This is a genomic window from Streptomyces sp. NPDC051452, from assembly GCF_044454765.1.
Classification (GTDB): Bacteria; Actinomycetota; Actinomycetes; order Streptomycetales; family Streptomycetaceae; genus Streptomyces.
In genome coordinates, this window is the sequence record NZ_JBITEB010000009.1 from 200097 (window position 1) to 223842 (window position 23746).

Below are 23746 nucleotides of genomic sequence, written 5' to 3' on the forward strand. Positions count from 1 at the left end.
CGGGGTGCCCTCATGGTGGGGGAGAGGCTACCTGTGCCCTTGCCACCGGTTCGGGTCCTCTTCGAGCGTCGCTCGGTCCCAGTGGGCGTGTTCCGCGGCAGCGTCGTAGGTCGTGTGCAGGAAGTCGGCCACCGCCCTGTCCGGGTCGGCCGCGGTGCGCACTGCCTCGTAGGGCAGGAGGAACTGGCCGAGCTCGGGGCTGTAGAACGCGTCGCGCGGGCTGATCGGATGGTCGGCGAAGCCATCCGGCTCGGGGTAGGTGTACGAGTAGAAGGCCCCTTCTTCCCCGCCGCCGGGCCAGAAGCCGCAGCTGCTCAACTCGCGGGAATAGCCCTCCACCATCACCCAGTCACCACAGTTCGGAGCGCCGCCCGGATGCGGAGGGGCCGTGCGTCCCGAGAACCTCGTACAGGCCAGGTCCATCGCGCCCCAGAAGAAGTGCACCGGGCTGACCTTGCCGGCGAAGTACGAGCGGAACTCTCCCAACACCCGGTTGGCCTGCAGCAATTGCCGCCAGAACAGCTGCGCGGCGTCCGGGTCGTACGAAGCGTGCTGGTGGTCTTCATCGAACGGGATCGCCGGGCTGACCTCGTTCGGATGCGCCTGGATCCTTGTCTCGATACCCAGCTCACGCAGGGCTTGCATCGTCTCGCGATAGAAGTCGGCCACCGGTCTGGGCTCCAGAGCCACGGTGCGGCTCGTGCCGTCGCTACTGCGCAAACGCAGCAGATGATCGAGGAAGTCGAACTCGATGTCGAATACTCCTGCGCCATGGGGAATCGCCGAAGTCGTCAGGCCGCGCGGGCTGACATACGAGGTGACCTGCCACCAGTGATTGACCAGCGGCGCGTGAGCCAGCCTGATCTTGCCTACGATCTGAGCCCACATGTGCAGGGTGTCCCGGGTCTCGGTCCAGTCGGCGACCCGCAGTTGCGGCCACGCCGTCCGTGACACCTGGTCGGAAGTCCCGGCCACAACGAACTCCTTCCGGGACAATGTGACACATACTGACCACGGTGCCCGCAGTCGATGCATGAGGCAACCCGGCACGCCGCACCGGTTACCGGTCACCGCTCACTGGGCGAGGGCGCTTCCCCGCTCCACCGGCAGCAGGCGTTCCGGCGTCGCGGGAACACTGATCCGACTGCCCGGTCCCACTGGCGGCGGCGCGGTCCCGTGGAGTCGATTCGAAAGGACTTTCCTCATGAGCGTTGACCGGCCGATCCTGGTACTCGGGGCAGCGGGAGGACAGGGCGGCGCCGTCGTCCGCGCATTGCTGTCCCGCGGTGCCGCCGTCCGCGGGCTGGTCCGCAACCCTGGTTCCGCCTCGGCCCGGCGTCTGGCCGAAGAGAACGTCGAGGTCGTGGGCGGAGATCTCGAGGACCGAGAATCTCTGGCCTCGGTGATGCGGGGAGTAGCCGGAGTTTTCGCGATGACCACCCCTTTCGAGTCGGGGCCGGCCGCCGAGATCGCACAGGGCCGAGCCATTCTCGCCGCCGCGCACCAGGCCCGTGTGCCACACCTGGTCTTCAGTTCCGTCGCAGGCGCCGACCAGGAAACCGGCGTACCGCACTTCGAGACCAAGGCAGTCGTCGAGCGGGAGCTGGCCGCAGGTGAGGTGCCCTATACGATCCTCGGGCCCACCTACTTCTTCGACAACGCCCTCGGCGACGTGGAGCGGATCCGCCAGGGGGTACTCGATCTCCCCCTGCCACCGGACCGCCGGCTACAGCAGCTGGCGCGCCCCGACCTGGGCGCTTTCGCCACCTTTGTCCTTCTGGAGCCCGGCGCGTTCGTCGGGCGGCGCATCGAACTCGCCGGCGACGCCCCCACGCCCGGCGACATGGCCGCCACGTTGGGCGCGGCTCTCGGTGGGACCGTTCGCCACAATGAAGTGCGGCTCGACGAGATCGTCAACGCCGACATGCGAGCGATGTGGGAGTTCCTGCGCGACGTCGGTTACGGCGTCGACCTGCCCGCGCTGCACGCCGCCCACCCGGAACTGCGCTGGACGTCGTTCGCCGACTGGGCCCGCGATGCCTTCTCAACGGCACCATGACCGGCTACCGGTGCCCGCGAGGCAGTCCGCGTGCGATTCGTCGGGTACTTCGCGCGGCTCGGGAACCGGCCGGGCGCCTGCGCGGCGACAGACGGTGTCGGCGAAGACTTCGGGTTCAGGATGACCGATGCCTCGCTGGAGTCATCACCGAGGTCATCCCCGAGTGGTGCGGGCCGGGCCCCGGTGGGCGGCCGGTAGGACTCCCTCACGAACCGGGATGTCGACGCCCGGAAAGTCGAGCGGCCGCCGTGGGAACAGCCGATCCGGTCGCCATTGTTGCATCGACCGAGGAACCGGCGCCGCATGCGGGGAAACACGGAGATCACCAGGTCATCCGCCCGGACAGGAGCCGGTCCCCGAGATCGCGGTACGCCCGCCGCGCAATCGGATCGACACGTATTTCCACAGGAGGACCGTTCCATGACCGACCGACCCTTGACGCTCATGGCAGTGCACGCTCACCCCGACGACGAGGCCACCGGTACCGGAGGGATCCTCGCGCGGTATGCGGCGGAAGGCATCCGCACGGTTCTCGTGACGTGTACCGACGGCGCCTGCGGTGATGGACCGGGGGGCGTCAAGCCGGGCGAACCCGGGCACGATCCGGCGGCCGTCGCCCTGATGCGCCGTCAGGAACTCGAGGCGAGCTGTGAGGTCCTGAAGGTCAGCGATCTGGAGATGCTGGACTATGCCGACTCCGGGATGATGGGCTGGCCGAGCAACGACGCCCCCGGATCCTTCTGGCGGACTCCCGTGGAGGAAGGCGCCGCCCGCCTCGCGGAACTCATGCGCCACTACCGGCCCGATGTGGTCGTCACTTATGACGAGAATGGCTTCTACGGCCACCCCGACCACATCCAGGCCCACCGGATCACGATGGCGGCGCTGGAGATGACCGAGCTGACACCGAAGGTGTACTGGACGACGGTGCCTCGCTCGATGATGCAGCGGTTCGGTGAGATCATGGGCGAGTTTCAGGAGGACATGCCGGAGCCGGATCCCGCCGAGGCCGCCGCGATGGCCGAGATCGGCCTCCCCGACGACGAGATCACCACGTGGGTGGACACGACCGCCTTCAGCGGTCAGAAGTACGACGCGCTGGCAGCGCACGCCAGTCAGGGCGAGAACATCTTCTTCCTCAAGATGGGCAAGGAGAGGTTCGGCGAGTTGATGGGCATGGAGACCTTCCTACGCGTCCAGGACGCCACCGGCGCGGCCGTACCCGAGAAGGATCTCTTCGCCGGACTGCGCTGACCCCCCGTCCGGCCGGTGCCCGGCAAAGCCCACCGGCCGGACGGCGCGATCGAGCGCGTCACTCACCGGAGGCCCATCCGCTTGGTCACCTCACCGGCTTGTAGGTAAGAGGGTAGCGGCGCCTGGTCCGCCCATCGGGCGCCGCAACGCTCGGGGTTGTGGCAATTCCCTCTGAGGTAATCGCACTGCCCGACTTCCCCCGGCTACGTTCGCGGTCAGCACTCGCCCCCTGGAACAAAGGAGCCCCGTGGTGCCTGCCTACGGTTTCGCTCATCTCCGCAGCCGCCGGAATCACTCCGACATCATCGAGTACCTGGAACGCATCCAGGCAACCCTCGACCCCTTCGCCGGCCGTTTCGTCATCCATGGTCCGCCAGCCGAGGTCGTAGAGGGTAGGTGGCCCGGCAGTATGGTGCTGATCGAGTTCCCCGGCCTGACCGAGGCCCGTGCCTGGTACGACTCACCGGCCTACCGGGCCATCCTGCGTCTGCGCACCGACCACATCGAGGGCGACTTGCTGCTGATCGAGGGCGTCAGGCCGAACTACGACCCGGCCGAGCGAGCCCGCAAGTTGCAAGCGGAAGCCGACCCGGCGGGCCAGTCGACCGTGTAGTCCTGCAACCGCTTCCTTGAGCAGGTGTTCGCGACACCCCTCGTTGGACCGAGTCCGGCGGCCCTGGACGCGGTTGATGTGCGTTCCGGAATCCGAGTCCCCTGCCCGGCGGGCGTGCGATAACTTGCCGCCATGACTGAGCACGGACCCGTGGCCTGGCCACCTGCCCCGATCAGGACCGAGCGGCTCGTGCTCCGTGAGTCCGAGGCGCGGGACCGTACGGCGTTCATCAAGCTGTCCGCCTCGCCGGAAGTGGGCACCTACGTCGGTGGCGCTCGACCACGCGACGAGCTCGAGCGCGTGGTGCCCGAGGTGCCAGGGCGGCGTCCCGGGCTTTTCGTGGTGGAGCTCGACGGGGCGATGATCGGCTTCATTCAGCTGCTCGATCGGCGTGACGCCGAGCGTCAGGGTCACGTCCGTCCGGACGGCGGGGAGGCCGAGCTCGGCTACATGTTCCTGCCGGAGGCGTGGGGATACGGCTACGCGGCCGAGGCGTGCGCAGCGGCACTCGACTGGTTCGCCGGCGTGCTTCCTGGCGAGCCGGTGGTGCTCACCACCCAGACCGCCAACGCCCGCTCGATCCGCCTCGCGAGGAAGCTGGGGTTCACTGAGGTGGAGCGGTTCGAGGAGTACGGCGCCGAGCAGTGGTTCGGCGTGTGGTCCTCGGTCACGCCGTCCGGCTGAGGTCACGCTCTGCTCGGTGAAGCGCACGGGTTGCTTTACTTCGCCAACGCGGTCGTCATGCGCCACGACGTTGCCTATCACTCGCCGAATGCTCATGGTCACAGCACGAGCGGCAGTGGGCCCGATCGCCCTGGTGCTGCGCGAGGCAGGCCCCGAGCGGCTGGTGGCGTCGCCGCTACCAGCCGCTCGGGCCAGGAGGCGGTCACGAGCCGTCTGCGTGCACCGCGTAGACGTACCGTTTGCCGACGTACTCGCTGAGGTTCCAGATCACGGATTCGCTGTAGGCCCAGCCGGACGCGCCGCTGCTGTGGAAGCTGAGGTCCTCACAGCCGACAGCCAGGTCACAAACGGTGGTCGCGGTCGATGCGCCGGAAGTGAAGGTGCGCAGCGAGCCCTTGGTGGACGGGCCGTCGCTCGCGGCGAGGTAGTGCTTGCTGTTGCATGACACCACTCCCTGGATCTTCTCCTGGGCGACGGTGACGGCTTCGGACGCGGTGAGCGAGGCGAGTTGCCGATTGGTGTAGTCGAGGTTCCAGCGGACCACCTTGGGCGTGGTCGTACCAGGGCCGGTGCCGTTGAAGGTGCCGTCCGTGTAGTCGACGGCCCCCGACTTCGAGTACTCGCTGACCACCAGACTGTCGGGGGTGCTGGTGCGGTCCAACCCGACTGCGGTGTAGCGCAGGTACGTTCCCGCGTTGTCATAGGCGTAGCTCTGCGGCAGGACGTACTGGTACCCATAGCCGTAGTAGAGGCCGTCGGTGTGCAGACCGCACACGTCCACCTCGGCGGTGGCGACTTTGAACAGGGTGTTCAGGTCGAACACCCTCAGCCCCTTGTATGTGTCGACGACATAGAGCAGGTTGCCGTACCACATGATGCCGCCGGCATGCTTGCGGATGGGGTTGAAGGAGTACCCGCCGGCGTCGGTCGTGACCGGCTCGACCAGCAGAACGTGCCGGTACGTCGGTTTGGTGGAGGTGGTGTAGTCGACGAAGGTCAGCCGCAGGCCCTTGTCGAGGGCGTACTCGTCGGTCCCGTTGCCGTCGGGGTCTGATTCGAAGTACCAGGAGACCAGGACAACCCTTTTGGTGCCGCCCGCCGGGTACAGCCCGTTGCCGTAGGCGTCGGCACTGGTCGTCACGCCTTGGGGGATCCAGTAGTCGACCGTCTGGTCGCCGCTGTCCCAGGCGAATCCGGTCGAGAACGCCTCAACGGTGCTGGGGGCGCTGGTGAGGTGGGTGGCACTGCGGTTGGTGTCCGCGATGACGGTTGTCGCGTCCACCTTCGTCAGCTTGGTCGCCAGACCGGCGGTAAGGTCGGCGAACTCGCCGTAGCCGTTGGCCGAGCGGCTGGTGAGACTGAACTGGCTGCCATCGATGGTTGCCGCCTCGGCGACAGTGGGCATCAAGCTGCCGGCTGCTGCGGCGAATGGCGCGGCGGCCAGCCCCTTCAGGATCGTCCTTCGTGTCATGGTCACGATCGGAGGACTATAGCTGAATGCTCACCAAACATTTCCTCGCGCCAGTGCCGACCGCCTGCGCGAGCTTCGCCCGGGACCGTCAGGTCGGAGACTTGGGGGTCGGCAGGTTGCACGGAGCGGAAGAGGCCGACACGGCACTCGTGGAGGGCCAGTCGAGAACAGTCAGCTCGGGCCATTGCTCTCGCCACCGCGCTGCCTTGGTCTCATAGACCGCCCGTGGAGCGAGCACCGGGTTCGGCCGGACGACGAGATTGAACACGTCCGACAGGCCGTGCGGCGCATACACGCGCCACCGGCCGTCCGCCTCCACACGGACTCCGAGGCAGCAGGTCGTCGCGGCGAAACTGTCGATCGCCGCCTCGGTGCAGTCATACGGCGCACACGGGACACCGAACTTGTCCTCATACCAGAGGTGAACTCGCGCTTCGTTGCGGATCTCCACCTCCGCGGGCAGGCCGGCGAAGACTTCGCGTCCGGTCCTGATCACGGTGTCCTCGGCCTCCCAGGACAGATCGCCGCTGTCGAAGTAGAAGATGTCGTAGTCCTTGATGCCGTTGGCCGGGGGCCTGCCCGTGACCACGTTCCACACGGTCTGGAACAGGCAGCCGGCCGTCACATACCACCCGGGCAACTCCAGCGTCGCTGCCCGCGACAGGACCTCCGTCAACATGTCGTTACGGGACAGCATCACTCGAAGGGACTCGAGTTGCTGGTCGAGAGGAAGTCGGCTGATCATCGGTCCTGCCTACCACAGCCCGCCCGCCAGTCGGGCCGGTTACCTCTCAAGGACCCCTCGGTGGAGGGCGGCCGTCGCCCGTCCTCCACCCGCTCCGGCCCATCGCCAGGACTCCGGGCGCGTGCACCTCGGGGTCGATTTGCGGGCCGGGCTCAGCCCTTGGTCAGGGTGCGGCCGAGAAGGGGCAGCAGGCGGTCCCAGTGAAGCCGCAGTGCGGCAGGGTTGAAGGCATCGGTGTCGGACATGGTGAAGCCGTGCACGGTATCCGGGTAGATCTCGGAGGTGTAGCCGACACCCGCCGCGTCCAGGGCCTTGTTGAGCGTGCCGAGGGCCTCGGGCGTCAAGTCGCTCTCGGCGTGGCCGAAGTGGACCTCGGCGCTGAGCTTGGAGAGGCTGTCGGGTCCGTCGACTCCCACCGGGCCGTGGAATGCGGCGAGGGCGGCTACCTGATCGGGGCGGGCCGCGGCGGTCCGCGTCGCCAGGAGGCCTCCGATGCAGTAGCCGGTCACCGCGACCGGTCCGGAGCCGACCTCGGGTTGAGCGGTGAGGAACGCGAGATAGGCGTCGGCGTCGGTCAGGACACGTTCTGTGACGTGAGCCTCGATCATGGGCATAAGCTGGGCGAAGATCGCGGGCCGGACCTCTTCTCCGATGTACTGGGGAAGTTCGATCACGGGTGCCGGGCCGTGCCGGTAGAAGAGGTTGGGGACGAGTACGTAGTACCCGTGTCCGGCCAGTTCGCGGGCCATCTCCCGCAGCACGGGCCGGATCCCGAAGCCGTCCGGGTACATCAGCACCCCGGCGTGCCGGCCGCCACCTTCGGGGAAGGCAGCGAAAGCGTCGGCCTGACCGTCCGCGGTGGGAACCTGCAGCATCTTGGCGGGCATGAATTCTCCTGTCGTGGTCGAGGTGTCGAGCCTGTGGTCAACACGACAGAGGCGGAGCCCGCGCGGCAGCGCCAGATCCTCGATACGACAGCGGGCCGGCACCGGCCCGTACGGCGCTCAGAAGAGCACCGGGTCACCAATCCGTGTGTGGCGCAATGCCGTCCCGGTAGTCATGGCTGCACACGGTAGCCCCCGGATGAAGCCGACGCCAGCCCACCAGGCCACTTCGGGGGCCCGGTGTGCCTTCATCCCGGCACTGAAGGATTTGGGGTGTCGCGGCCAAGGGCCACGATCCGCTGCGTGCCTTCCCCATGCGCCGTGCCGAGATCCGCGACGTCAACGTCTCCTTGGCGGCCCGCAGCGGCGCTCTCACGATCCGGTCGCACCGTCCGGGTGTGGGCGGCTGGATGCGCTCCGTACGGCAGCGGGCCAGCAGCTCCACCCGGGCCCTGTTCCGGCCGCCGCCGCTCTTTGCCCGCGTCGTGCTCGGCGAGCAGGCCGTCAGCGGTGAAGGACAGCGCGGTGGGACGATGTCGCGGTGAGCTACTTCTCGTATGTCAGCCTCGGTCCTGGTGATGACCGGCAGCGTCTCCCGGAGCCCAGGCAGACCGTGCCCGGCCAGTGGCCGAAGCTGGAGGCTGCACTCGCTACGGTCAATCGCGACCTGATGGCGACCCTGCCGGGCCAGGGCCCGCTGATACTGATGGCTGCGCCGTCGTGGCAGCCTTCGCCCCCGGGTGGGATCGACAGGGACCAGGTCTACGTGGCGATGCCGGACGGCCGCTGGCATGGCAATCCGGTCAATGCGTGCGACCTGGACGAGGACGACCCGCCAGAGCCGCACGATACGGCGACGGTCCTGACCGTCGTCGCGGATGCGGCGCAGGCGACCATCACCGAGCTGCTCTGGCAGGTCTGGCCGATCTGCTGGGAACACGGGATCGGAATGCACCCTCGTCCCGCTGGGACCGCCGACGACTGGTACCAGGGGGCGACGGAGGCGGATGGCCCACCGGTGTGGTGGTGCCGGGGCGGCCGGGACGGCCACTGCCACGACGTCTCTCCGGTGGGCGATTTGGCCGCCACGTTGCCGGGAAAGCAGCGCCGCGCACTGCGGCGCAGCGAACGGAAACGGGACCGTCGCCCATAGCCGCAGGCCGGATGACTGCGTGCACAGCCGAGAACGCCACCCGGCCGGCCTGGTCGGCGGGCTGCGGATGACCGCCCGGATCCCCGAGATGGCGGAGATGCGAGCGGATCGCGGCGTCCACCCGCCTCCCCGAACCCGCACTGACGGCGACCCCGGCACCGCGGAGCTGCTCGGCCGTGGCTACCTCGCGGCGCCGGATGCGTCGTAAACCGTGCACCGGGTGTCGCGTTTCGTCTCGCCCAACGGAAGATCGATGCCGCTCCCCGGGCTGCCGCAGGTCTGGTTCTGGCGGCCGTTCTGTGCGGTGTTCTGCCCGACACCGACCACCTGACCGGCATCGGCGAGAGCATGGCCCCGGTGTTCGGGGGCCGACTCGTGCCGAGAGGACTTGTCGAGGGCGACGCAGCGGGTGTACTTCCTGATGGTTCCGAGAAGATTGATGGTGAGAGTGTCGGAGGAGTTGCCGCAGTACAGGTTCTGCTTACCGGTCTGCGCGGTGTTGAGCTGCTGCCCCAGTGACGTTCCACCCAGAGCCTGGGCACGGCCGGTGAATCCTCCCTGCGCGTCCGCATGGTCTCGGGCCACGGCCGCGCAGGTCGTCTGCTCGTTGATCGTACCCAGCACATTGACGGTGATCACGTCGGCGGAGTTGCCGCAGTTGAGATTCTGCTCTCCGGCCTGTGCCGTGTTGATCTGAGGGCCTAGAGCCGTTCCTCCGATCGCCTGCGGGCCGCCCGGATGACCGCTTCGGCGGTGTGTGTGACCGTCGGTGTCGGCGCAGACCGTCTCCTGGTTGGCGGTCTTCGCCACGTTGATTCGGACCAGGTGGGCGGAGTTGCCGCAATCGAGGTTCTCCTGCCCCTCCTGGTCGGTGTTCAGCTGCCCGTTGAACGGATTGCCGTCCAGGATGTCTGCGACAGCGGTCTCCTGACTGGCCGCCAGGAAAGCTCCGGCGGTGAAGACGAGAGCAACGGCCTGTCGTGCTTTCTGCCCGGACCGGCGGGGTGCCGCATGGCGTCCTCGCTGCCGCATCGTGATTACTCCTGCCGTTCGGTCGGGCCTCGGACAAAGTGGTTACCGCTCGCGTCGCACACGGCGGCGGTGGCCGCGGTTGCGTGCCTGGTGGGATGTGCGTACCTGGCCGCCGACACACCCGCGTCGCCGTGAGACCGCGGATGCGTCGACTCAGGGATGGCCGGTCAGCGGGTGAGGGTGCCAACGTTCGTGGACTCGTCGACAGCCTCGCACTGTGAGCTGTTACGGCTTCCGGAAGCGGTGATCGACAGGCCGTTCGGGTTGCCGCAGCTGTTGTTCTGCCGGCCCTCCTGCGCGGTGTTCTGCTGGGTGAGGTCCAGCAGGCCGGATCCGCCGTTGGCCTCGGCGCCTCCGCCGATGTCCGCGCTGTCCACGTTCGCGGAACGGTCGTCCGTCGCGCACCGGTTCTTACTGCTGGCACCCGTCAGAGCGAGGGTCGTGTTGTTGGGATTGGCGCAGTTGTTGTTCTGCCGCCCTTCCTGCGCGGTGTTCTGCTGGCTCAGGCTGCCACCGGCGGAACCGCCGTTGGCCTCGGCGCCGCCGCCCTTGACCAGGGTGCCCTGGTTCAGCGAGCCGTCATGGTTCGTGCAGTCGGCCTGAGCGCTTGCGCCGATGAGGTCGAGCTCGGAGCCGTTGAGATTGGCACAGTTGTTGTTCTGGCGCCCTTCCTGCGCGGTGTTCTGCTGAGGGGTGAAACCTCCTCCGGAACCACCGTTGGCCTCGGCGCCGCCGCCCTTGACCACGGTGTCCCGGTTCAGCGAACCGTCATGGTTCGCGCAATGGCCCCGGGCGCTGCCACCGCTGCCGTTGATTCCGGAGTTGTTGGGGTTGGCGCAGTTGTTGTTCTGCCGCCCCTCCTGCGCGGTGTTCTGCTGCAGCAGGTCGTCGTCCAGACTGCTTCCCCCGTCGGCGGTGGCGCCACCACCCTTGACCACGCCGTTCTCGTTGACCGAACCGTCTCGGTTGACGCAGCGGCCCTCTGCCTGGCTACCGGTCAGGACGACACCGGCGATGGGGTCGGCGCAGTTGTTGTTCTGCCGGCCTTCCTGCGCGGTGTTCTGCTGGACGAGTCCGGCAGCCGACCCGGAGCCACCGTTGGCGGTGGCGCCCTTGCCCGTGGTCACCACATGCCTGTTGACCGAGCTGTCCTGATCCACGCATCGGCCGTCGGTCTCGGCGCCGGTCAGGTTGAGGAAAGCGGTGTCGATGTCAGCGCAGTTGTTGTTCTGCCGGCCATCCTGCGCGGTGTTCTGCTGATCCAGGAAGGCTCCCCCGGAACCGCCGTTGGCGTTGGCCCCACCACTCCGGGTCACCGTGTCCTCATTCGTGGAGCCGTCCAGCCCCACGCAGTGGTTCTCCGTGTTGGCGCCCATGAGGGTGATCGGCGTGTCATTGGGGTTGCCGCAACTGTTGTTCTGGCGGCCTTTCTGGGCCGTGTTCTGCTGGTTGACGGTCCCGACCGTGGCAGAGCCCCCATTGGCGTTGGCACCCCCGCCCTCGGTGAGAGTGCGCTTGTTCAGGGAGGCGTCACCGGTCACGCACCGTGTCTGCGCGCGGCCACCCATCAGCGTCGTCGCGCCGCGGAGCAGCCCGTTCCCGTCGGCACAGCTGTTGTTCTGCCGATGCGCCTGGGCGGTGTTCTGCTGGACGGCCTCAGCCAGCGCGGTGCCACCATTGGCGCTGGCACCACCATCCTGGCCGCCGGCAAACGCGACTCCCGGCCCGACACACACCATGCCGCCCGCCGTCAAAGCCACCAGCGTGGCCACCCTGACCTTGCGCTCACCGCGCATCTTCGCTCCCGATCAGCTCGTCACTCAGCTCGTCACTTGTATCTGTCGCCGACAACGAGAGGGAGGCATCACGGGCAACCCCGGCGCCAGGCGATTCCTTCCAACGGCCCAATCGGCGAACGTGTTTGTACGGTTGCGTGAAATGCGGGCCGGCTTGGAGGGCGGAGTGCCGTCGGGCCGGCCGTACTCCCCCCAGGCACCGTTTAACCGGGGTGCCTACCACCCGCCCGACCTTCTACCCTGTGCCGGGGCGGCTGAGCAGGGGGATTCGCAATGAGTATGTACTTCGACATGGGTGACGAGACGCTGTGGAACCCGCCGAACGGTGTCGGCCGCCTCTTCCTCCGGGAGGTCGAGGTCTTCGAGGCGGAGCTCAAGCTGCCCGCCGGAATCGGCCAGGGGAAATATTGGGGCGACCCGGACACACTCGAGGTCGATCCGGCCGTATACGCGGAGTTCGCACGCGGCCTGGTCGCATGGCACTGCCGGACGGGGAACCCCGTGATCCTCGCGCTCTCCGAGGGGTTCGTGGCGACGGCGGTCGCGCTCGCGAGGCGGGCGGGAATCGAGGTGGAGACGCCCGAACCGGGGCCCGGCCATGCGTGTGGTGGTGTCCAGCGCGACGCGCAGGCCCCCGGCAGCCCCCGGACCGCGTCAGCCGCCATCGTCACCACGCTGGACACGCGGGCGCGGGAGATGGACCGCTGGATGGCCCGCTGAGCCGGTGCGCCCAGGACCGTCCTGACCGGCCCAACAGCTGGAACTCGCGCCGAAAGGCGTTATCAGGGGCACAGCACGTCGTCGCGCCGTGGGGACGGTCAGGCGGCCGGCGCGAAGACCGTGATGGCGTCGACGAGGTCGGCCGGGGCTTCCAGTGGGATCAGGTGACCGGTGTGCGGGACCACCATGAAGTCGACTTGGGAAAGGTAGGGCACCAGGTTGTCGCGGAGCACGTCGGCGGGCTCGACCCGATCGTTCTCTCCGGCGATGACGAGTGCGGGAACGCTGACCCTGCGCGTATGTTCGGTGATGTCTTGCGCGATGCCGCGCAGCGGCCACTCCGCACGGGCTGCTTCGGTCACGGTCCGCGAATCGGTCACGATGCGCGCCTTCACCGGAGCGGGCAGCTCGGTCGCGGTGAGGATGTGATCCCGTGCCCCGACTACGGACTCCGCGGAGTCATAAGCATGTGACAGGGCTTTCTGGTACTCGGGGGTGATCTGTGCGGCGGGCTTCGCCGGGCCGGAGCCGACGAGGACGATGCCACGCAGGCCGGTGGGCCCGGTGGCCGCGACCAGCTGTGCGACCTTGCCCCCCATCGAATGCCCTACCAGGACATAGTCGGTGACCCCCGCATCAGCGAGCACGGCGAGCGTGTCGTCGGCGAGCTGACCGAGCGTGTAGGGGCCGGGCAGAGCACTCGACCGGCTCCACCCGCGGAAGTCGACTGTGAGCACGTCACGGCCCGGCAGGCGGTCGACCACGAGGTCCCAGGTGCGGGCGGAACCACCCCAGTAGTGCAGGAACACCAGGGTCGGTCCGGTCCCCGGCCGGTGGTCGTAAACGGGCAGAAGCGTCCGCTGCGTCGTGTTCATGATGGCTCTTCCGGTCGGTGTTCTGAGCGATTGCCCTGTGCGTTCATTGAAACTTCCGCACCGAGGCGGGACATCGGCGTGACTGGTCACCCGATGGTGAAAACTGGACACGTGAGCGTGATCCGGCAGATGACCTACCAGCCCGCGGGGCGCCGCGCCGCCACGGTCGAGACGATGACGTTCGGCCGCGTTCGCGAGCTGAACGACGGCGGCACGCAGCGCGCCGACTTCCACGTCCTCGCCGTCGTCGACGCCGGGCACGGCTCGGTCACGGTGGATTTCCTCCACCACCCGCTCAAGGGGCGATCCGCGGTGTGGGTTCCTCCCGGCGCGGTGCACCGGTGGGACGACATCGCCGAAGTGACAGGGCACCTCGTGCTGTTCGTGCCGACAGCGCCGGTCACCCACGCCACCCGGGAGCTCGTCGCGTCCCCGGACCTGGCCGCTCACTGGAGCATTCCCGACGCCGACTGGATGTTCGTCGACGCGGCGCGCAACCATCTCCTCCTCGAGGCGTCCGCCCCACCCGGCGAGTTCTCGACAGAGCTGCCGGAAATCCTGCTTTCTGCGCTCATCGCCCGGCTGCGCCCACCGCACGCCGAAGAACGGTTCACGCATCCGCTGTTCCGGTCGTTCCGCTCCAGCGTCGAAGCGCACTTCCGGGAACACCACGACGCCGGCTACTACGCCCGTGCTCTGGGATACGCGCCCCGCACCCTTTCACGAGCGGTGCAGCAGGCCACCGGCCGCACCGCGAAGGCGTACATCGTCGACCGCATCGTCCTGGAAGCCAAACGACTCCTTGCACATGACCGCCTCACCGCGGCCCGCTGCGCCGACACGCTCGGCTTCCCCGACGCATCCAACTTCTCGGTGTTCTTCCACAAGGCGACAGGCATGCGTCCGGGCGCGTGGCAGGCGACGGTGGCCGTCGAGTGAGTAAGCGCACCCAAGAGGACCACTCACATCCACGGGGATGAGCGCGTCACAACCTCGAGGAGGGCGGTCCGACGCTCTGGCGCTGCCGAGCCGCTGCCTCCCGCCAGGCCGCCACCAGCACCGGCCTGGTCATCGACACCCACGCCCGGTTCGGATTCACCGGCTGTGCGCGGGCGACGACTGCTGGCGGGAGGCGGCGGACGAAGGCCAGCAGCAGGGCGCGGAACGCCGCGGGCTGTTCCAGCGGCGCGAGAAGCCCGGCGGGCTCGCGGTGGCGCAAGGTCTCAGCGGATCACCTGCGCAGCGGTGATTCGTCGAAGGGCCGCACCGGTTGCGGTGTGGCCCTTCGACGCGCCCCGCCTCGCTTCAGACAGGGCGCTTCGTGCTCACGCCAGCGAGAACTTCTGGGCGGCGGAGCCGTTGCAGTCCCAGATCTGCAGGCGTGTGCCGTTCGCGGTGGCACCCGATGGTGAATCGATGCATCTGCCGGTGGTCGGGTTGGACATCGAGCCGTCGGCGTTGGCAACCCAGTTCTGGTAGCCGCCGCCGTTGCAGTTGGCCAGCTGGAGCTTTGTGCCGGCCGCGTTCACACCGCCGGCGATGTCCAGGCACTTGCCCAGCGTGCGCAGGGTCTGGCCGTCCCAGGTCCACTTCTGGTCGAGCGAGGTGGCCTGCTGGCAGTCCCAGAGCTGCACTGCGGTGCCGTCGCCGCCGGTGTCGTCACCCGCCACGTCCACGCACTTGCCGCCCGGTCCGTAGATCGGGGTGCCGATGGCGAACTTCTGGGCGGCTGCGCCGTTGCAGTCCCAGATCTGCAGGCGTGTGCCGTTCGCGGTGGCACCCGACGGCGAGTCGATGCATCGGCCGCTGGTCGGGTTCCGCAGCGAGCCGTCGGGCTGACGCACCCACGACTGGTAGCCGCCGCTGTTGCACGTGGCGAGCTGCAGCTTCGTACCGGCGGCGCTGTTGCCGCCGGCGATGTCCAGACACTTGCCGAGGGTCTGAAGGGTCTGGCCGCTCCAGGTCCAGTGCTGGTCCTTGGCCGCCGACTGGCAGTCCCAGAGCTGGACCGCGGTGCCGTCGCCGCCGGTGTCGTCACCCGCCACATCCACGCACTTGCCGCCGGGCCCGGTGATCGCCTGGCCGCTCACCGAACCGCCGCCACCGCCACCGCCGCCTCCGGAGCCGGGGGCCTTGTTGTAGACGGCCACCGAGTCGATGACCAGCTTGCCGCCGGAGACCGTGGACGCGTTAGGGCCCCCGCCGAAGGCGTCCGGGAAACCGCCGCCGATCGCCAGGTCGTAGATGATGAAGAAGGAGTGGTCGACCGCGTCGGACCAGGTCGTGGCGTCCACCTGATTGGCGTTGACAGTGAAGAAGTTGTTTCCGTCGAGGTAGAACCTGATCTGCTCCGGCGACACCGAGCGGTCGATCTCCGCCGCGTAGTCGTGGAAGCCGGTCTGGCAGCCCGAACAGGGGCGTTCACCCGAGCCGATGCCGGTCGACTCGTTGCATGGCCCACCCGGGTTCACACCGCAGTGCAGGGTGCTGAAGACGGAGCTGCGGCCGTTGATGTCCTCCATGATGTCGACCTCGCCGGACTTCGGCCAGGTCACACCGTCGCGCAGCGGCGCGCCGAGCATCCAGAACGCCGGCCAGTAGCCCGCGCCGTTGGCGGTGGTGACGTTGGGCTGCTGGAGGACGGACTCGATGCGTACGACACCGCCGGCCGGGGCGCCGAAGCCCGCCGACTGGGTCTCCACGCGTCCGGAGGTCCATCCGCTGCGCGCGTCGGAACCCGAGTGCAGTGCCTGGAGCACCAGATGGCCCTGTCCGTCGTAGTAGACGTTCGAGGTGCTGTTGGTCATCGTCTCGATCTCACCGGTGCCGAAGTTGCTGCCCGGCCCGGTGTCGTACTTCCACAGGCTCTGATCGATGCCGGTGCCGGACGCACCGTTGAAGTCGTCGCTCCAAGTGAGCGTGAAGCCCGACGGTGTCGGGGGCACCGCCGCCTGGGCGTTCTGTGTTGTGGTGACGCCGGCCGCCACCGTCATGAGGACGACGGGAATCAGAGAGAGCGCTCTCTTCCACCCGCCGAGTCGTGCCCCAGGGGGGAATTGCATAGGTCTGGCCTCCGAAGGAAGACATGATCGCGTCTGTTCGCTATGCCGCCTCTGGCGATTTCCATCAACGGCGAGCAGTGCAGGCGCCCTTGTGGATCCGGGTGACGACGACCGGGTGAAGACCGGCGCCTTGGCTGCCGTTGACAGGCAAGCCGGCAGCGGACGTCCGGGCTTTCGCCCCACCCGGCGAGTGCATCGTCAACTCTGATGCTGTTCAGCGGTGTTGCGTCATGTGGAGTTCTGTGCGGGACAGACGGTATTGGCCCAGACCAGTACCGTCAAGGCTGCGCAACAGACTGAGAACGGCTCGAGTGCCGAAGTTCGTGGCTCGAGAATCGGCGGGCGTATGCCGCGGCCGAAAGCAGCCCGAGGGTGATCGCCGGGTAGCACCACACGACCGCCTGGTCCTGTGCGACCGGAAGCTCGATCGCGTCGGCATGCGCGCTCCGACCGGTCACCGTAGCGAACCGCCACAGCGTCGACGGCATGGACCACCACAAGAGCAGGACGCGATGCTCATTCCCGGCCGGGGCTATCTCATCGTGCCGTTGCTGTCCGTACTGCAGGAGGCGGCGGCTTTCCCGGCGCTGGCACTGGGACTGGTGCGGCCGTGAGGACGACGCCGCACGGGGGGCGGACAGCTGCTGCCCGGAGGAGCCCCGAACTGCAGAGGCGGCCCCGACGGCGTGGGCGGTGCGGTGCGTGGTCAGGCCGTTGGCGTTGCCGATGCACAGGCCGAGGCTGGAGATGGGGACGGGCAGCACCCCGCAGTCGACCGCAACGCTGGAGCGGCCTCCAGGTCGGCGGCGCGGGCGAGCGTCAGCGGGCTCGCGCGGAGTGGGGGGTCCGTTCCGGCGGTGACGATCCCGTGGACGGGGCAACGGCGGCTCGGATCGCGACCGTTGAGCCGGCCCGTGCGGACCCAGCGCGGAACCTTCACATCATGATCCGCACCACACAGACAACCCCCGTCGCGCTACCCGCGTCTTGATCGACAACAGACCAACGCGCACCGGTCCTCTAGGCCGGGGCGTGTCTCCGATTCGCTATACACGCCGTGTATACGCAACGTGTATAGAAAGGCATATATGTACGGCAAGGCTTTCGCGCCCGAATACCAGGGCGCCCTGACCACCCTGTCCGTGAACTCCTCTCTGACGGATGTGCTGGCGGAAGGCATCGAGAAGCTCCGCGAGGCCGAGCGGTCCGGACACCCGGCCGAGGCCGCACGCTGCGGGCTCGCTGTGGCCGAGGCGTACCGGCGGCTAGGAAAGGTACGGGAGGCCGACCAGGCGTGGAAGGCGAGCTACCGCACCGCTCGGGAGGCCGGAGACACCGCGGCGATGGCGTGGGCGCTGTGGAGCGGCGGCACCCTTGCCCGGCAGCGCGGCGCGTTCCCGCTGGCCTGGCGGCTGCTCGGACTCGCGGCCGAACTCGGCGAGCGGGCCGGCGACGTCGTCTGCCGAGGCTACTCGCTGGCCGGACTCGCGGAGACCGGCCGCATACAGGGCGACTACGCGGCGGTCGGCCGGCTGCACGAGCAGCTGCTGGCCGAGGCCCGCAGGCGCGGCGAGGCCCGGCACACGGTCTGGGCGCTGGAGGGCATCGCCCAGATGCACCGCAACACCGGGGACTACGACCGGGCGTACGCGCTGTTCGAAGAGGCGGCGGAGATAGCCGAGCGGGCCGAGGACCGGCGCGGGCACGCGTGGGCGCTGCGCGGCCTCGCGGACCTCCTCTCGGTGCGCGACAAGGACACCGAGAGGGCGCTGGAGCTGCTGTCGCGGGCGGAGGCCGGCTGTCGCGCGATGAACCTGTCCAGCGCGCTGGCCTACAACCACAAGATGCGAGGCAACGTCCTGTACCGGGCCGGGCGTCACGAGGAGGCACGGCAGATGTACGAGCTGGCGCTGGCGGAGTTCCGTGCGATGAGCGAGCCGCGTGGCGAGGCGCTCGCCCGGCTGGGCCTCGTCAAGTCGCTGGCGCGGCTCGGACGGGACCGTGACGAGACGGCGGCCGAACTCGTCGAACTCGCAGGCTCGTTGGAAGCGAGTGGACTCAAGCACGTGCAACGGCTGGTGACCCACGCACAGGAGGAGTTCGCACTCGACGCGGAGGCCGTACGATGACCGCGCTCCAGGCTCCGTCCGCCGCGCCCGAACTCCTCTCCCGTTGCGCTCAATTGGTGCGGCCGTCCCTGCGCGAGGCGGTGGGCCGGCTGCATCCGTGGATGGCCGAGATGGCCGCGTACTCCTTCGGCTGGTGCGAGGTGGGTGGCGCGCCCGCCGCCACACCGGGCGGCAAGGGCGTGCGGCAGGCGCTGGCGGTGCTCGGTGCGCGGGCGGCGGGTGCCGACGGGCGGGCCGGGATTCCTGCGGCGGTCGCGGTGGAGCTGGTGCACACCTTCTCGCTGCTGCACGACGACATCATGGACGGCGACGCGACCCGGCGCCGCCGTCCGGCCGTGTGGAAGGCATACGGCACGGGTCCGGCGGTGCTGGCCGGCGACGCCCTGTTCGCGTTGGCTGTGGAAACCCTCGCCGTCGTGCCGCAGGGCGCCCGAGCCGTACGGCTTCTGTCGGCGGCCCTCGCCGACCTGGTGCGCGGGCAGGCCGACGACCTGCTGTTCACCGGTCGGCCGTGCACCGGCCCGGACAGGGTGACAGTCGAGGAGTACCGGGCGATGGCGGAGGCCAAGACAGGTGCCCTGCTGGGCTGCGCCTGTGCGCTGGGCGCCGTGCTCGGCGGAGCGGACGAGGACATGGCCGGCGTGCTGGACCGGGCCGGGCGGCATCTCGGCATCGCCTTCCAGCTGGTCGACGACGTGCTCGGGATCTGGGGCGACCCCGCGGTCACCGGCAAGCCCGCGGGCGGCGATCTGCGGGAACACAAGAAGACCTACCCGGTGCTGGCAGCCCTGGACTCCCCGGCGGCTCGCGCCCTGCCCGAGCTGTTGCACTCGCCGGCGCGGGCGCAGGAGGCCGCCGAGCTGATGGAGGCGGTCGGCGGACGTACGGCGGCACTGGCCGAGGCCCGCACGCACACGACCACCGCCCGCACCCTCCTGACGCAGACACCGCTGGCCGCCGGGGCAGCAGAGGACCTGCTCACGGTGCTGGACTTCCTGGTCGGCCGCGAGCTGTAAGCCCGCGGGCGTACCGTGTAGGCCCGAAGGGTTTTCGTCGCCCTGGAGGGTCTTCGCCGCCCCCGCACCGCACCCGCGCCGGCCGTCGGGGTGGGGGAGGACGGCGCGTTGGTGCGGCTGACGGACTGCCTGGACAGCGCATTCGATCGGATTCGAATTTCCCGCGGTCGTCGCTGGTGCAGGTCCGTGGGTCTGGGGCCGGCGGTGGGTCGTGGCGCGAGCCCGTGGGTTGGGGTGCCGAGCAGCTTGGCAGCTGGTGGCTGGGTCCGCCGCCTCCTGCGCCGCCATTGTCGGGCGCGTGGGCGGCGCAGTGGTGGCTGCGCCGCCTATCCCGCTGAGTGTTCATGTGGCGGCCGCGACTCCTTCCCAGGCGATGCATAGCAGGCCGACCAACACGCCGATGACTACTGGGTAGTCGCGTGCGGTGCCCAACCGTGCTCGCACTACGGGCCTATCCTTCGGTTCAGGGCCGAGGTGAAAGGTTCCGCTGTGCGGTGGCCGGTGTCACTGCCGGGGGACCGCCTAGATGTATGACCACGAGCGTTGCCGTGTGGTCGATCCCTCCTCGGGAGGTTCGACCTGCACGAGGGCGCCTGACGCGCGATCAGGCATGCGGCGCGCCGCCGTCCGCGGCCAGGCGCGTGAGCCACTCACGCAGCAGGCGCTGCTCGGCGTCGCTCAGGACGTCGGCGTCATCGGGGAGAGCGGCGCGCAGCGCGCGGGCCGCTGCGGCGGGACCGGACTCCGCGGCTGGGACCGCCGGCTCGGCGCGAGTGACGGCCGCGACCATGGACTCGCGCAGGACGGTCAACAGCGCCGGATTGCGGCGGTCCGCCGGGGTGGAGTGCCAGGTGGTGACCGCGCCCTGGCCGGTTGCCTGGATGATCTGGGCGGCCAGCTCCTCGTCTACGCGCAGCCACCCCCCGGCCGCCAGCCGGCGCACCCGCCCGTGGAGGATCTCCAAGCCCGCCCGGTGTGCCGCGTCCGATCCCCGGCCGGCGGCCCGGTTCATCACCGCGAACAACTCGGGGCGGGAGACGCCGAAGTCGACCACCATGTCCCAACCGCGGCGCAGCTCCTCCACCGGATCCTGGGGAGTGACGTCGAGCTCCGTGCGTTTTCTCTCCAGGAACTGCGCGTAGCCGTGCTCGGCGACGGCCTCGAGGAGTCCCTCCTTGTCGCCGAAGAGGCGGTAGATCGCCGGCGGCTGCATTCCGGCCGCGGCGGCGACCGCGCGGGTGCTCACCGCATCAGGGCCGCTGTTCTCCAGCAGCTCGACAGCTGCCTCGACGATGCGGCGCCGAGGGCTGTCGGACGAGTCGCGCGTAACCATGAACCAATGGTACCGAGGATCTGGTTCCACTGGTATTTCCAGTGTTAGCCTTAAAGTGATTCCATCGGAAACAATGTCGGGAGAACTCATGATCATCATCACCGGAGCCACCGGAAAGCTCGGGCGCCGCACGGTGGAGCGCCTTCTGGAGCGCGTCCCCGTCGACCGCGTGGGCGTCAGCGTCCGCGACCCCCGTAAGGCCCAGGACCTCGCCGACCGCGGCGTCCGCGTCCGGCAGGGCAGCTTCGACGACCCGGCCTCGCTCGTGCACTCCTTCGAGGGCGCCGAGCAGCTGCTCCTCGTCTCCCTCGACCGCACGGGCCAGGAGTGCGTCAGCGGCCACGGCGTCGCCATCGACGCCGCCGTGCAGGCCGGCGTCGGCCGCATCCTCTACACCAGCCAGATGGGCGCCGCCCACGACTCCCGCTTCCAGGCGTGCCGCGACCACGCCCAGACCGAGGACCTGCTGCGCGCCACCGGCCTGCCCTGGACCGCGCTGCGCAACGGCTTCTACGCTTCCAGCGCCCTGCAATTCCTGGAGTCCAGCCGCCACACCGGCGACATCGCACTGCCCGCCGACGGCCCCGTCGCCTGGACCGGCCACGACGACCTCGCCGAGGCCACCGCGATGATCCTCGCCGAGGAGGCCCGCTACGAGGGGCCCACCCCGCCGCTCACCGGCTCGGCGGCGCTCGACTTCGACACCGTCGCCGAGATCGCCTCCCAGACCACCGGACGGCCCTTCATCCGCACCGTCGTCCCGGACGACGCCTTCCGCGAGCAGGTCCTGGCGCATGGCGCCCCGGCCCCGATCGCCGACCTGATGCTGAGCATCTTCGCCGCGGCGCGGCATGGCGAGTTCGCCACTGTCGACCCAACGCTGGCCGAACTGATCGGACGAGAGCCCGCCACCTTCCGCACCCACCTGGAGCACGCCTGGGCCGCATAGACCCAGCGGGGCGCGCAGACGGCCCGGCCTACTCGCCGCCGCGCAGACCGCCCAGACATACTGGGAAATCCGATACCAGGCGCTCGCCGCAACGGAGTTCAGTGGATCGTCGCGGCCTCCGTGTCCACCATCCGCACCGCCGCGCACCCGTGAGCGTCGAGAGATGACGCGTGAGCGAGTCGTCCCCTTGCCCGAGGCCCTTGTCGGGCCGCTGGGGTGCGCGGAGCAGACCGACCACCGCTACCTCCTCGTCCCGAAGAACATCTCCGACGACGACGCGGAGACCCGCGTCGACCTGCCCAGGGACCTGAAGTTCTCCACGGACCAGGTTGCCGACCTCATCACCCACTGGGGCATCGGTGCCGGATTCTCGGTCGCGACATCGAGGTCCTGACTGAGGCGGTTGACGAGCCCGTGAAGCCCGTGAGTCCAGTACGACACGATGTGCCGGGCCCCGGCAACCCGCTCCCAGCCGGACGACCATGTGGCGCGCCCGTCCGGCGCCCAGTCGGTGAGTTCGTAGGGGGGTGCTCGGCTGGTGCGCGTTCGGTGGCGCTCGGCTGTCTTTCGGGTGGTTGTCGGGGTGCTGCCGGTCATCGTCGGCGATGGCAGCCGACCGGCCCGCGCCTTTCATTCGGGACTCAGGAGGAGGCTGGGGCCCGGCCGGGCGATGGTTGGCCTGGGGGCTGGCGGTCCTCGGCCTGGTGGCGGGCGACGTTGTGATCGAGGCGCAGCTGCGCAGGATGTGAGGCAGAAAGGGTTCGGTTGCCTGGCGTTGACCAGCCTCACCGCTGGTCAACGCTGGACCGGCGAGGCAACTTAGACGTCATTTCAGTCGGTGATCTTGCGCCAGTCTGGGGTGGTGACTGCTGCGCTTGTCGAACGGATGGCGCAGGGAGGTCTGTGGGAGCTGTTCCAGCGGGTGGTCCCGCCGGCACCGGAACGCCCGCAGGGCGCAGGAGGCCGCCGGAGAGGGAACCGTGAGGTGCTGGCCGCGATCATCTTCGCGGCCACCTCGGGGTGCACCCGGAACCGGCTGCCACCGGGATTCGGGCGATCACTCAGGACAACCCGAATGTACCCGGCGGCTCTGAAGCGGGGACAAGTCGGGCGCGGCATCGCCACCCGGTACCGCCTGCGGCCCTCAATGGAGAGTATGGGTGCCCATCAGATCGCGGCGAGGTTGTTGAGCAGGCGCCCCAGCTCTGCTGGCGCCTGAATGTGGGCCAGGTGGCCCTGACCAGGGAGTTCGTGGACTCCGGCGTGCGCGACGCGCTGCCGCACGTGGTCGAACGACGTTCCGTAGGGGGCCCTTCCGCGATTACGCTGGCCGATGATCAAGTCGACTTGGTCTGCCTGCTGTGCCAGCAGATCCGGAGGCGGTGTCGCGTTGAGCGCGCAGAGTTCGGCGTACAGCGGTCCAGTCAAGCGACGCAGTATCGCCCAGCTGTGAGGCTCGGCCCGAAGCTCATCGACGTGCGCTGCGGAGAAGCCGGAGATCTGCCGATTGACGATCTCGACGCAGCGATCCCAGTCCGCCGTCTCCGCTGCCACCTTCAGGTCCGGCAGCGCATGGCGTCCGAACGGCTGCATCACCGGCTCATACGCGATGATCTGGTGAATCGGGCGCTCGTTGGCGGCCAGCAAGGTGATCATGCCGCCGTAGCTCCAACCGAAGAGAGCCCTCGCGCTGTCGAACTCGCCAAGGACCACGCCGAGGTCCTCAACCTCTGTCCGCAGCGAGTACGAGTCGGTCAACGGCCCTGAGGGGGCACGGCCACGACGGTTCACGACTACCACTGAGGGCCAAGCGTCGACGGTGCCCGCCACATCGCGCCATGCATGCGCATCACTCATCACGCCCGGGACGACGATGAGGCCCGGAGTGTCCGGCTCCCCGTACACATCAACCGTGACCCAGCTGTCCCCGCCGACCGACAGCTTTTTCTGAATCGTTCGCTCCATAAATCT

General features: G+C 68.9%; 24 protein-coding genes. 13 read left to right on the plus strand and 11 right to left on the minus strand.

Annotation, left to right across the window (positions count from 1 at the left end):
- Positions 1-27: 27 nt before the first annotated feature.
- A complete protein-coding gene (locus ACIBA9_RS22160) occupies positions 28-975 on the minus strand; it encodes a DUF5996 family protein (protein ID WP_399365389.1) in 948 nt (315 codons plus the stop codon).
- A 229-nt stretch (positions 976-1204) separates the two neighbouring features.
- On the opposite strand from ACIBA9_RS22160, the gene ACIBA9_RS22165 reads away from it, so the two are divergent.
- From ACIBA9_RS22165 to ACIBA9_RS22180, 4 genes are all read left to right on the plus strand, one after another.
- Complete coding sequence (locus tag ACIBA9_RS22165) at positions 1205-2059, plus strand: NmrA/HSCARG family protein (RefSeq protein ID WP_399365391.1); 855 nt, start codon at positions 1205-1207, stop codon at positions 2057-2059.
- A 420-nt stretch (positions 2060-2479) separates the two neighbouring features.
- Positions 2480-3313, plus strand: a complete 834-nt coding sequence (locus ACIBA9_RS22170) for a PIG-L family deacetylase (protein ID WP_399365393.1) — start codon at positions 2480-2482, stop codon at positions 3311-3313.
- Between the two features lie 250 nt (positions 3314-3563).
- The gene (locus ACIBA9_RS22175; protein WP_399365395.1) at positions 3564-3926 is read left to right on the plus strand and encodes a DUF1330 domain-containing protein; all 363 of its coding nucleotides are present in this window, start codon (positions 3564-3566) and stop codon (positions 3924-3926) included.
- Positions 3927-4058: 132 nt separating this feature from the next.
- Positions 4059-4610, plus strand: coding sequence for a GNAT family N-acetyltransferase (locus ACIBA9_RS22180; protein ID WP_399365397.1), 552 nt, complete (start codon positions 4059-4061; stop codon positions 4608-4610).
- 202 nt (positions 4611-4812) lie between these two features.
- On the opposite strand, the gene ACIBA9_RS22185 is transcribed toward ACIBA9_RS22180, so the two are convergent.
- The 3 genes from ACIBA9_RS22185 to ACIBA9_RS22195 all read right to left on the minus strand — a co-directional run bounded on the left by ACIBA9_RS22185 (position 4813) and on the right by ACIBA9_RS22195 (position 7713).
- A complete protein-coding gene (locus tag ACIBA9_RS22185; RefSeq protein ID WP_399365399.1) occupies positions 4813-6081 on the minus strand; it encodes a hypothetical protein in 1269 nt (422 codons plus the stop codon).
- A gap of 88 nt (positions 6082-6169) precedes the next feature.
- Positions 6170-6826, minus strand: coding sequence for a nucleotidyltransferase family protein (locus ACIBA9_RS22190; protein ID WP_399365401.1), 657 nt, complete (start codon positions 6824-6826; stop codon positions 6170-6172).
- A gap of 152 nt (positions 6827-6978) precedes the next feature.
- The gene (locus ACIBA9_RS22195) at positions 6979-7713 is read right to left on the minus strand and encodes a dienelactone hydrolase family protein (RefSeq protein WP_399365403.1); all 735 of its coding nucleotides are present in this window, start codon (positions 7711-7713) and stop codon (positions 6979-6981) included.
- 311 nt (positions 7714-8024) lie between these two features.
- Here ACIBA9_RS22195 and ACIBA9_RS22200 point away from each other — a divergent pair, with 311 nt between their 5' ends.
- Positions 8025-8255 (plus strand): hypothetical protein, encoded by a 231-nt coding sequence (locus ACIBA9_RS22200; RefSeq protein ID WP_399365405.1) that lies wholly within the window; start codon positions 8025-8027, stop codon positions 8253-8255.
- Positions 8252-8863 (plus strand): hypothetical protein, encoded by a 612-nt coding sequence (locus ACIBA9_RS22205; protein ID WP_399365407.1) that lies wholly within the window; start codon positions 8252-8254, stop codon positions 8861-8863. Before ACIBA9_RS22200 ends, ACIBA9_RS22205 begins: the two co-directional genes overlap by 4 nt.
- A gap of 180 nt (positions 8864-9043) precedes the next feature.
- On the opposite strand, the gene ACIBA9_RS22210 is transcribed toward ACIBA9_RS22205, so the two are convergent.
- Together ACIBA9_RS22210 and ACIBA9_RS22215 are read right to left on the minus strand one after the other, a co-directional pair.
- Entirely contained in the window at positions 9044-9895 is an 852-nt protein-coding gene (locus tag ACIBA9_RS22210) for a hypothetical protein (protein WP_399365409.1), read from the minus strand.
- Between the two features lie 167 nt (positions 9896-10062).
- Positions 10063-11691, minus strand: coding sequence for a hypothetical protein (locus ACIBA9_RS22215; protein ID WP_399365411.1), 1629 nt, complete (start codon positions 11689-11691; stop codon positions 10063-10065).
- Positions 11692-11964: 273 nt separating this feature from the next.
- Here ACIBA9_RS22215 and ACIBA9_RS22220 point away from each other — a divergent pair, with 273 nt between their 5' ends.
- The gene (locus ACIBA9_RS22220; protein ID WP_399365413.1) at positions 11965-12411 is read left to right on the plus strand and encodes a DUF6086 family protein; all 447 of its coding nucleotides are present in this window, start codon (positions 11965-11967) and stop codon (positions 12409-12411) included.
- A 98-nt stretch (positions 12412-12509) separates the two neighbouring features.
- Here the strand turns inward: ACIBA9_RS22220 and ACIBA9_RS22225 are convergent, their stop codons facing one another.
- Complete coding sequence (locus ACIBA9_RS22225) at positions 12510-13286, minus strand: alpha/beta fold hydrolase (protein ID WP_399365589.1); 777 nt, start codon at positions 13284-13286, stop codon at positions 12510-12512.
- 111 nt (positions 13287-13397) lie between these two features.
- On the opposite strand from ACIBA9_RS22225, the gene ACIBA9_RS22230 reads away from it, so the two are divergent.
- Positions 13398-14225, plus strand: a complete 828-nt coding sequence (locus tag ACIBA9_RS22230; RefSeq protein ID WP_399365415.1) for a helix-turn-helix domain-containing protein — start codon at positions 13398-13400, stop codon at positions 14223-14225.
- 46 nt (positions 14226-14271) lie between these two features.
- Here the strand turns inward: ACIBA9_RS22230 and ACIBA9_RS22235 are convergent, their stop codons facing one another.
- Together ACIBA9_RS22235 and ACIBA9_RS22240 are read right to left on the minus strand one after the other, a co-directional pair.
- On the minus strand, positions 14272-14505 hold the full coding sequence (locus ACIBA9_RS22235; protein WP_399365417.1) for a hypothetical protein: 234 nt from the start codon (positions 14503-14505) through the stop codon (positions 14272-14274).
- Between the two features lie 106 nt (positions 14506-14611).
- Positions 14612-16279, minus strand: a complete 1668-nt coding sequence (locus tag ACIBA9_RS22240) for a ricin-type beta-trefoil lectin domain protein (protein WP_399365419.1) — start codon at positions 16277-16279, stop codon at positions 14612-14614.
- 1157 nt (positions 16280-17436) lie between these two features.
- Here ACIBA9_RS22240 and ACIBA9_RS22245 point away from each other — a divergent pair.
- Both ACIBA9_RS22245 and ACIBA9_RS22250 read left to right on the plus strand, forming a co-directional pair.
- The gene (locus tag ACIBA9_RS22245) at positions 17437-18477 is read left to right on the plus strand and encodes a tetratricopeptide repeat protein (RefSeq protein ID WP_399365421.1); all 1041 of its coding nucleotides are present in this window, start codon (positions 17437-17439) and stop codon (positions 18475-18477) included.
- Positions 18474-19493, plus strand: coding sequence for a polyprenyl synthetase family protein (locus ACIBA9_RS22250; RefSeq protein WP_399365423.1), 1020 nt, complete (start codon positions 18474-18476; stop codon positions 19491-19493). The genes ACIBA9_RS22245 and ACIBA9_RS22250 overlap by 4 nt, the downstream gene beginning before the upstream one ends.
- 604 nt (positions 19494-20097) lie before the next feature.
- Here ACIBA9_RS22250 and ACIBA9_RS22255 read toward each other — a convergent pair.
- Positions 20098-20826 carry a TetR/AcrR family transcriptional regulator gene (locus tag ACIBA9_RS22255; RefSeq protein WP_399365425.1) on the minus strand — a complete coding sequence of 243 codons (729 nt, stop codon included), beginning with the start codon at positions 20824-20826 and terminating at the stop codon, positions 20098-20100.
- 88 nt (positions 20827-20914) lie between these two features.
- On the opposite strand from ACIBA9_RS22255, the gene ACIBA9_RS22260 reads away from it, so the two are divergent.
- The 3 genes from ACIBA9_RS22260 to ACIBA9_RS22270 all read left to right on the plus strand — a co-directional run bounded on the left by ACIBA9_RS22260 (position 20915) and on the right by ACIBA9_RS22270 (position 22994).
- Complete coding sequence (locus ACIBA9_RS22260; RefSeq protein ID WP_399365427.1) at positions 20915-21775, plus strand: SDR family oxidoreductase; 861 nt, start codon at positions 20915-20917, stop codon at positions 21773-21775.
- A 163-nt stretch (positions 21776-21938) separates the two neighbouring features.
- Complete coding sequence (locus ACIBA9_RS22265) at positions 21939-22169, plus strand: hypothetical protein (protein ID WP_399365429.1); 231 nt, start codon at positions 21939-21941, stop codon at positions 22167-22169.
- Between the two features lie 468 nt (positions 22170-22637).
- Positions 22638-22994: a transposase gene (locus ACIBA9_RS22270; RefSeq protein ID WP_399365431.1), complete on the plus strand. Its 357-nt coding sequence runs from the start codon at positions 22638-22640 to the stop codon at positions 22992-22994.
- Here ACIBA9_RS22270 and ACIBA9_RS22275 read toward each other — a convergent pair.
- Positions 22943-23740 (minus strand): alpha/beta fold hydrolase, encoded by a 798-nt coding sequence (locus tag ACIBA9_RS22275; RefSeq protein WP_399365432.1) that lies wholly within the window; start codon positions 23738-23740, stop codon positions 22943-22945. The two genes, ACIBA9_RS22270 and ACIBA9_RS22275, sit on opposite strands and share 52 nt — an antisense overlap.
- Positions 23741-23746: the final 6 nt, after the last annotated feature.

Bases quoted from the DNA above. Each gene is read 5' to 3' on its own strand.
- ACIBA9_RS22165 (WP_399365391.1), top strand. From the start codon at position 1,205: ATGAGCGTTGACCGGCCGATCCTGGTACTCGGGGCAGCGGGAGGACAG.
- ACIBA9_RS22170 (WP_399365393.1), top strand. From the start codon at position 2,480: ATGACCGACCGACCCTTGACGCTCATGGCAGTGCACGCTCACCCCGAC.
- ACIBA9_RS22180 (WP_399365397.1), top strand. From the start codon at position 4,059: ATGACTGAGCACGGACCCGTGGCCTGGCCACCTGCCCCGATCAGGACC.
- ACIBA9_RS22185 (WP_399365399.1), bottom strand. From the start codon at position 6,081: ATGACACGAAGGACGATCCTGAAGGGGCTGGCCGCCGCGCCATTCGCC.
- ACIBA9_RS22190 (WP_399365401.1), bottom strand. From the start codon at position 6,826: ATGATCAGCCGACTTCCTCTCGACCAGCAACTCGAGTCCCTTCGAGTG.
- ACIBA9_RS22195 (WP_399365403.1), bottom strand. From the start codon at position 7,713: ATGCCCGCCAAGATGCTGCAGGTTCCCACCGCGGACGGTCAGGCCGAC.
- ACIBA9_RS22200 (WP_399365405.1), top strand. From the start codon at position 8,025: ATGCGCCGTGCCGAGATCCGCGACGTCAACGTCTCCTTGGCGGCCCGC.
- ACIBA9_RS22210 (WP_399365409.1), bottom strand. From the start codon at position 9,895: ATGCGGCAGCGAGGACGCCATGCGGCACCCCGCCGGTCCGGGCAGAAA.
- ACIBA9_RS22215 (WP_399365411.1), bottom strand. From the start codon at position 11,691: ATGCGCGGTGAGCGCAAGGTCAGGGTGGCCACGCTGGTGGCTTTGACG.
- ACIBA9_RS22220 (WP_399365413.1), top strand. From the start codon at position 11,965: ATGAGTATGTACTTCGACATGGGTGACGAGACGCTGTGGAACCCGCCG.
- ACIBA9_RS22225 (WP_399365589.1), bottom strand. From the start codon at position 13,286: ATGAACACGACGCAGCGGACGCTTCTGCCCGTTTACGACCACCGGCCG.
- ACIBA9_RS22240 (WP_399365419.1), bottom strand. From the start codon at position 16,279: ATGACGGTGGCGGCCGGCGTCACCACAACACAGAACGCCCAGGCGGCG.
- ACIBA9_RS22245 (WP_399365421.1), top strand. From the start codon at position 17,437: ATGTACGGCAAGGCTTTCGCGCCCGAATACCAGGGCGCCCTGACCACC.
- ACIBA9_RS22250 (WP_399365423.1), top strand. From the start codon at position 18,474: ATGACCGCGCTCCAGGCTCCGTCCGCCGCGCCCGAACTCCTCTCCCGT.
- ACIBA9_RS22255 (WP_399365425.1), bottom strand. From the start codon at position 20,826: ATGGTTACGCGCGACTCGTCCGACAGCCCTCGGCGCCGCATCGTCGAG.
- ACIBA9_RS22260 (WP_399365427.1), top strand. From the start codon at position 20,915: ATGATCATCATCACCGGAGCCACCGGAAAGCTCGGGCGCCGCACGGTG.
- ACIBA9_RS22265 (WP_399365429.1), top strand. From the start codon at position 21,939: ATGACGCGTGAGCGAGTCGTCCCCTTGCCCGAGGCCCTTGTCGGGCCG.
- ACIBA9_RS22275 (WP_399365432.1), bottom strand. From the start codon at position 23,740: ATGGAGCGAACGATTCAGAAAAAGCTGTCGGTCGGCGGGGACAGCTGG.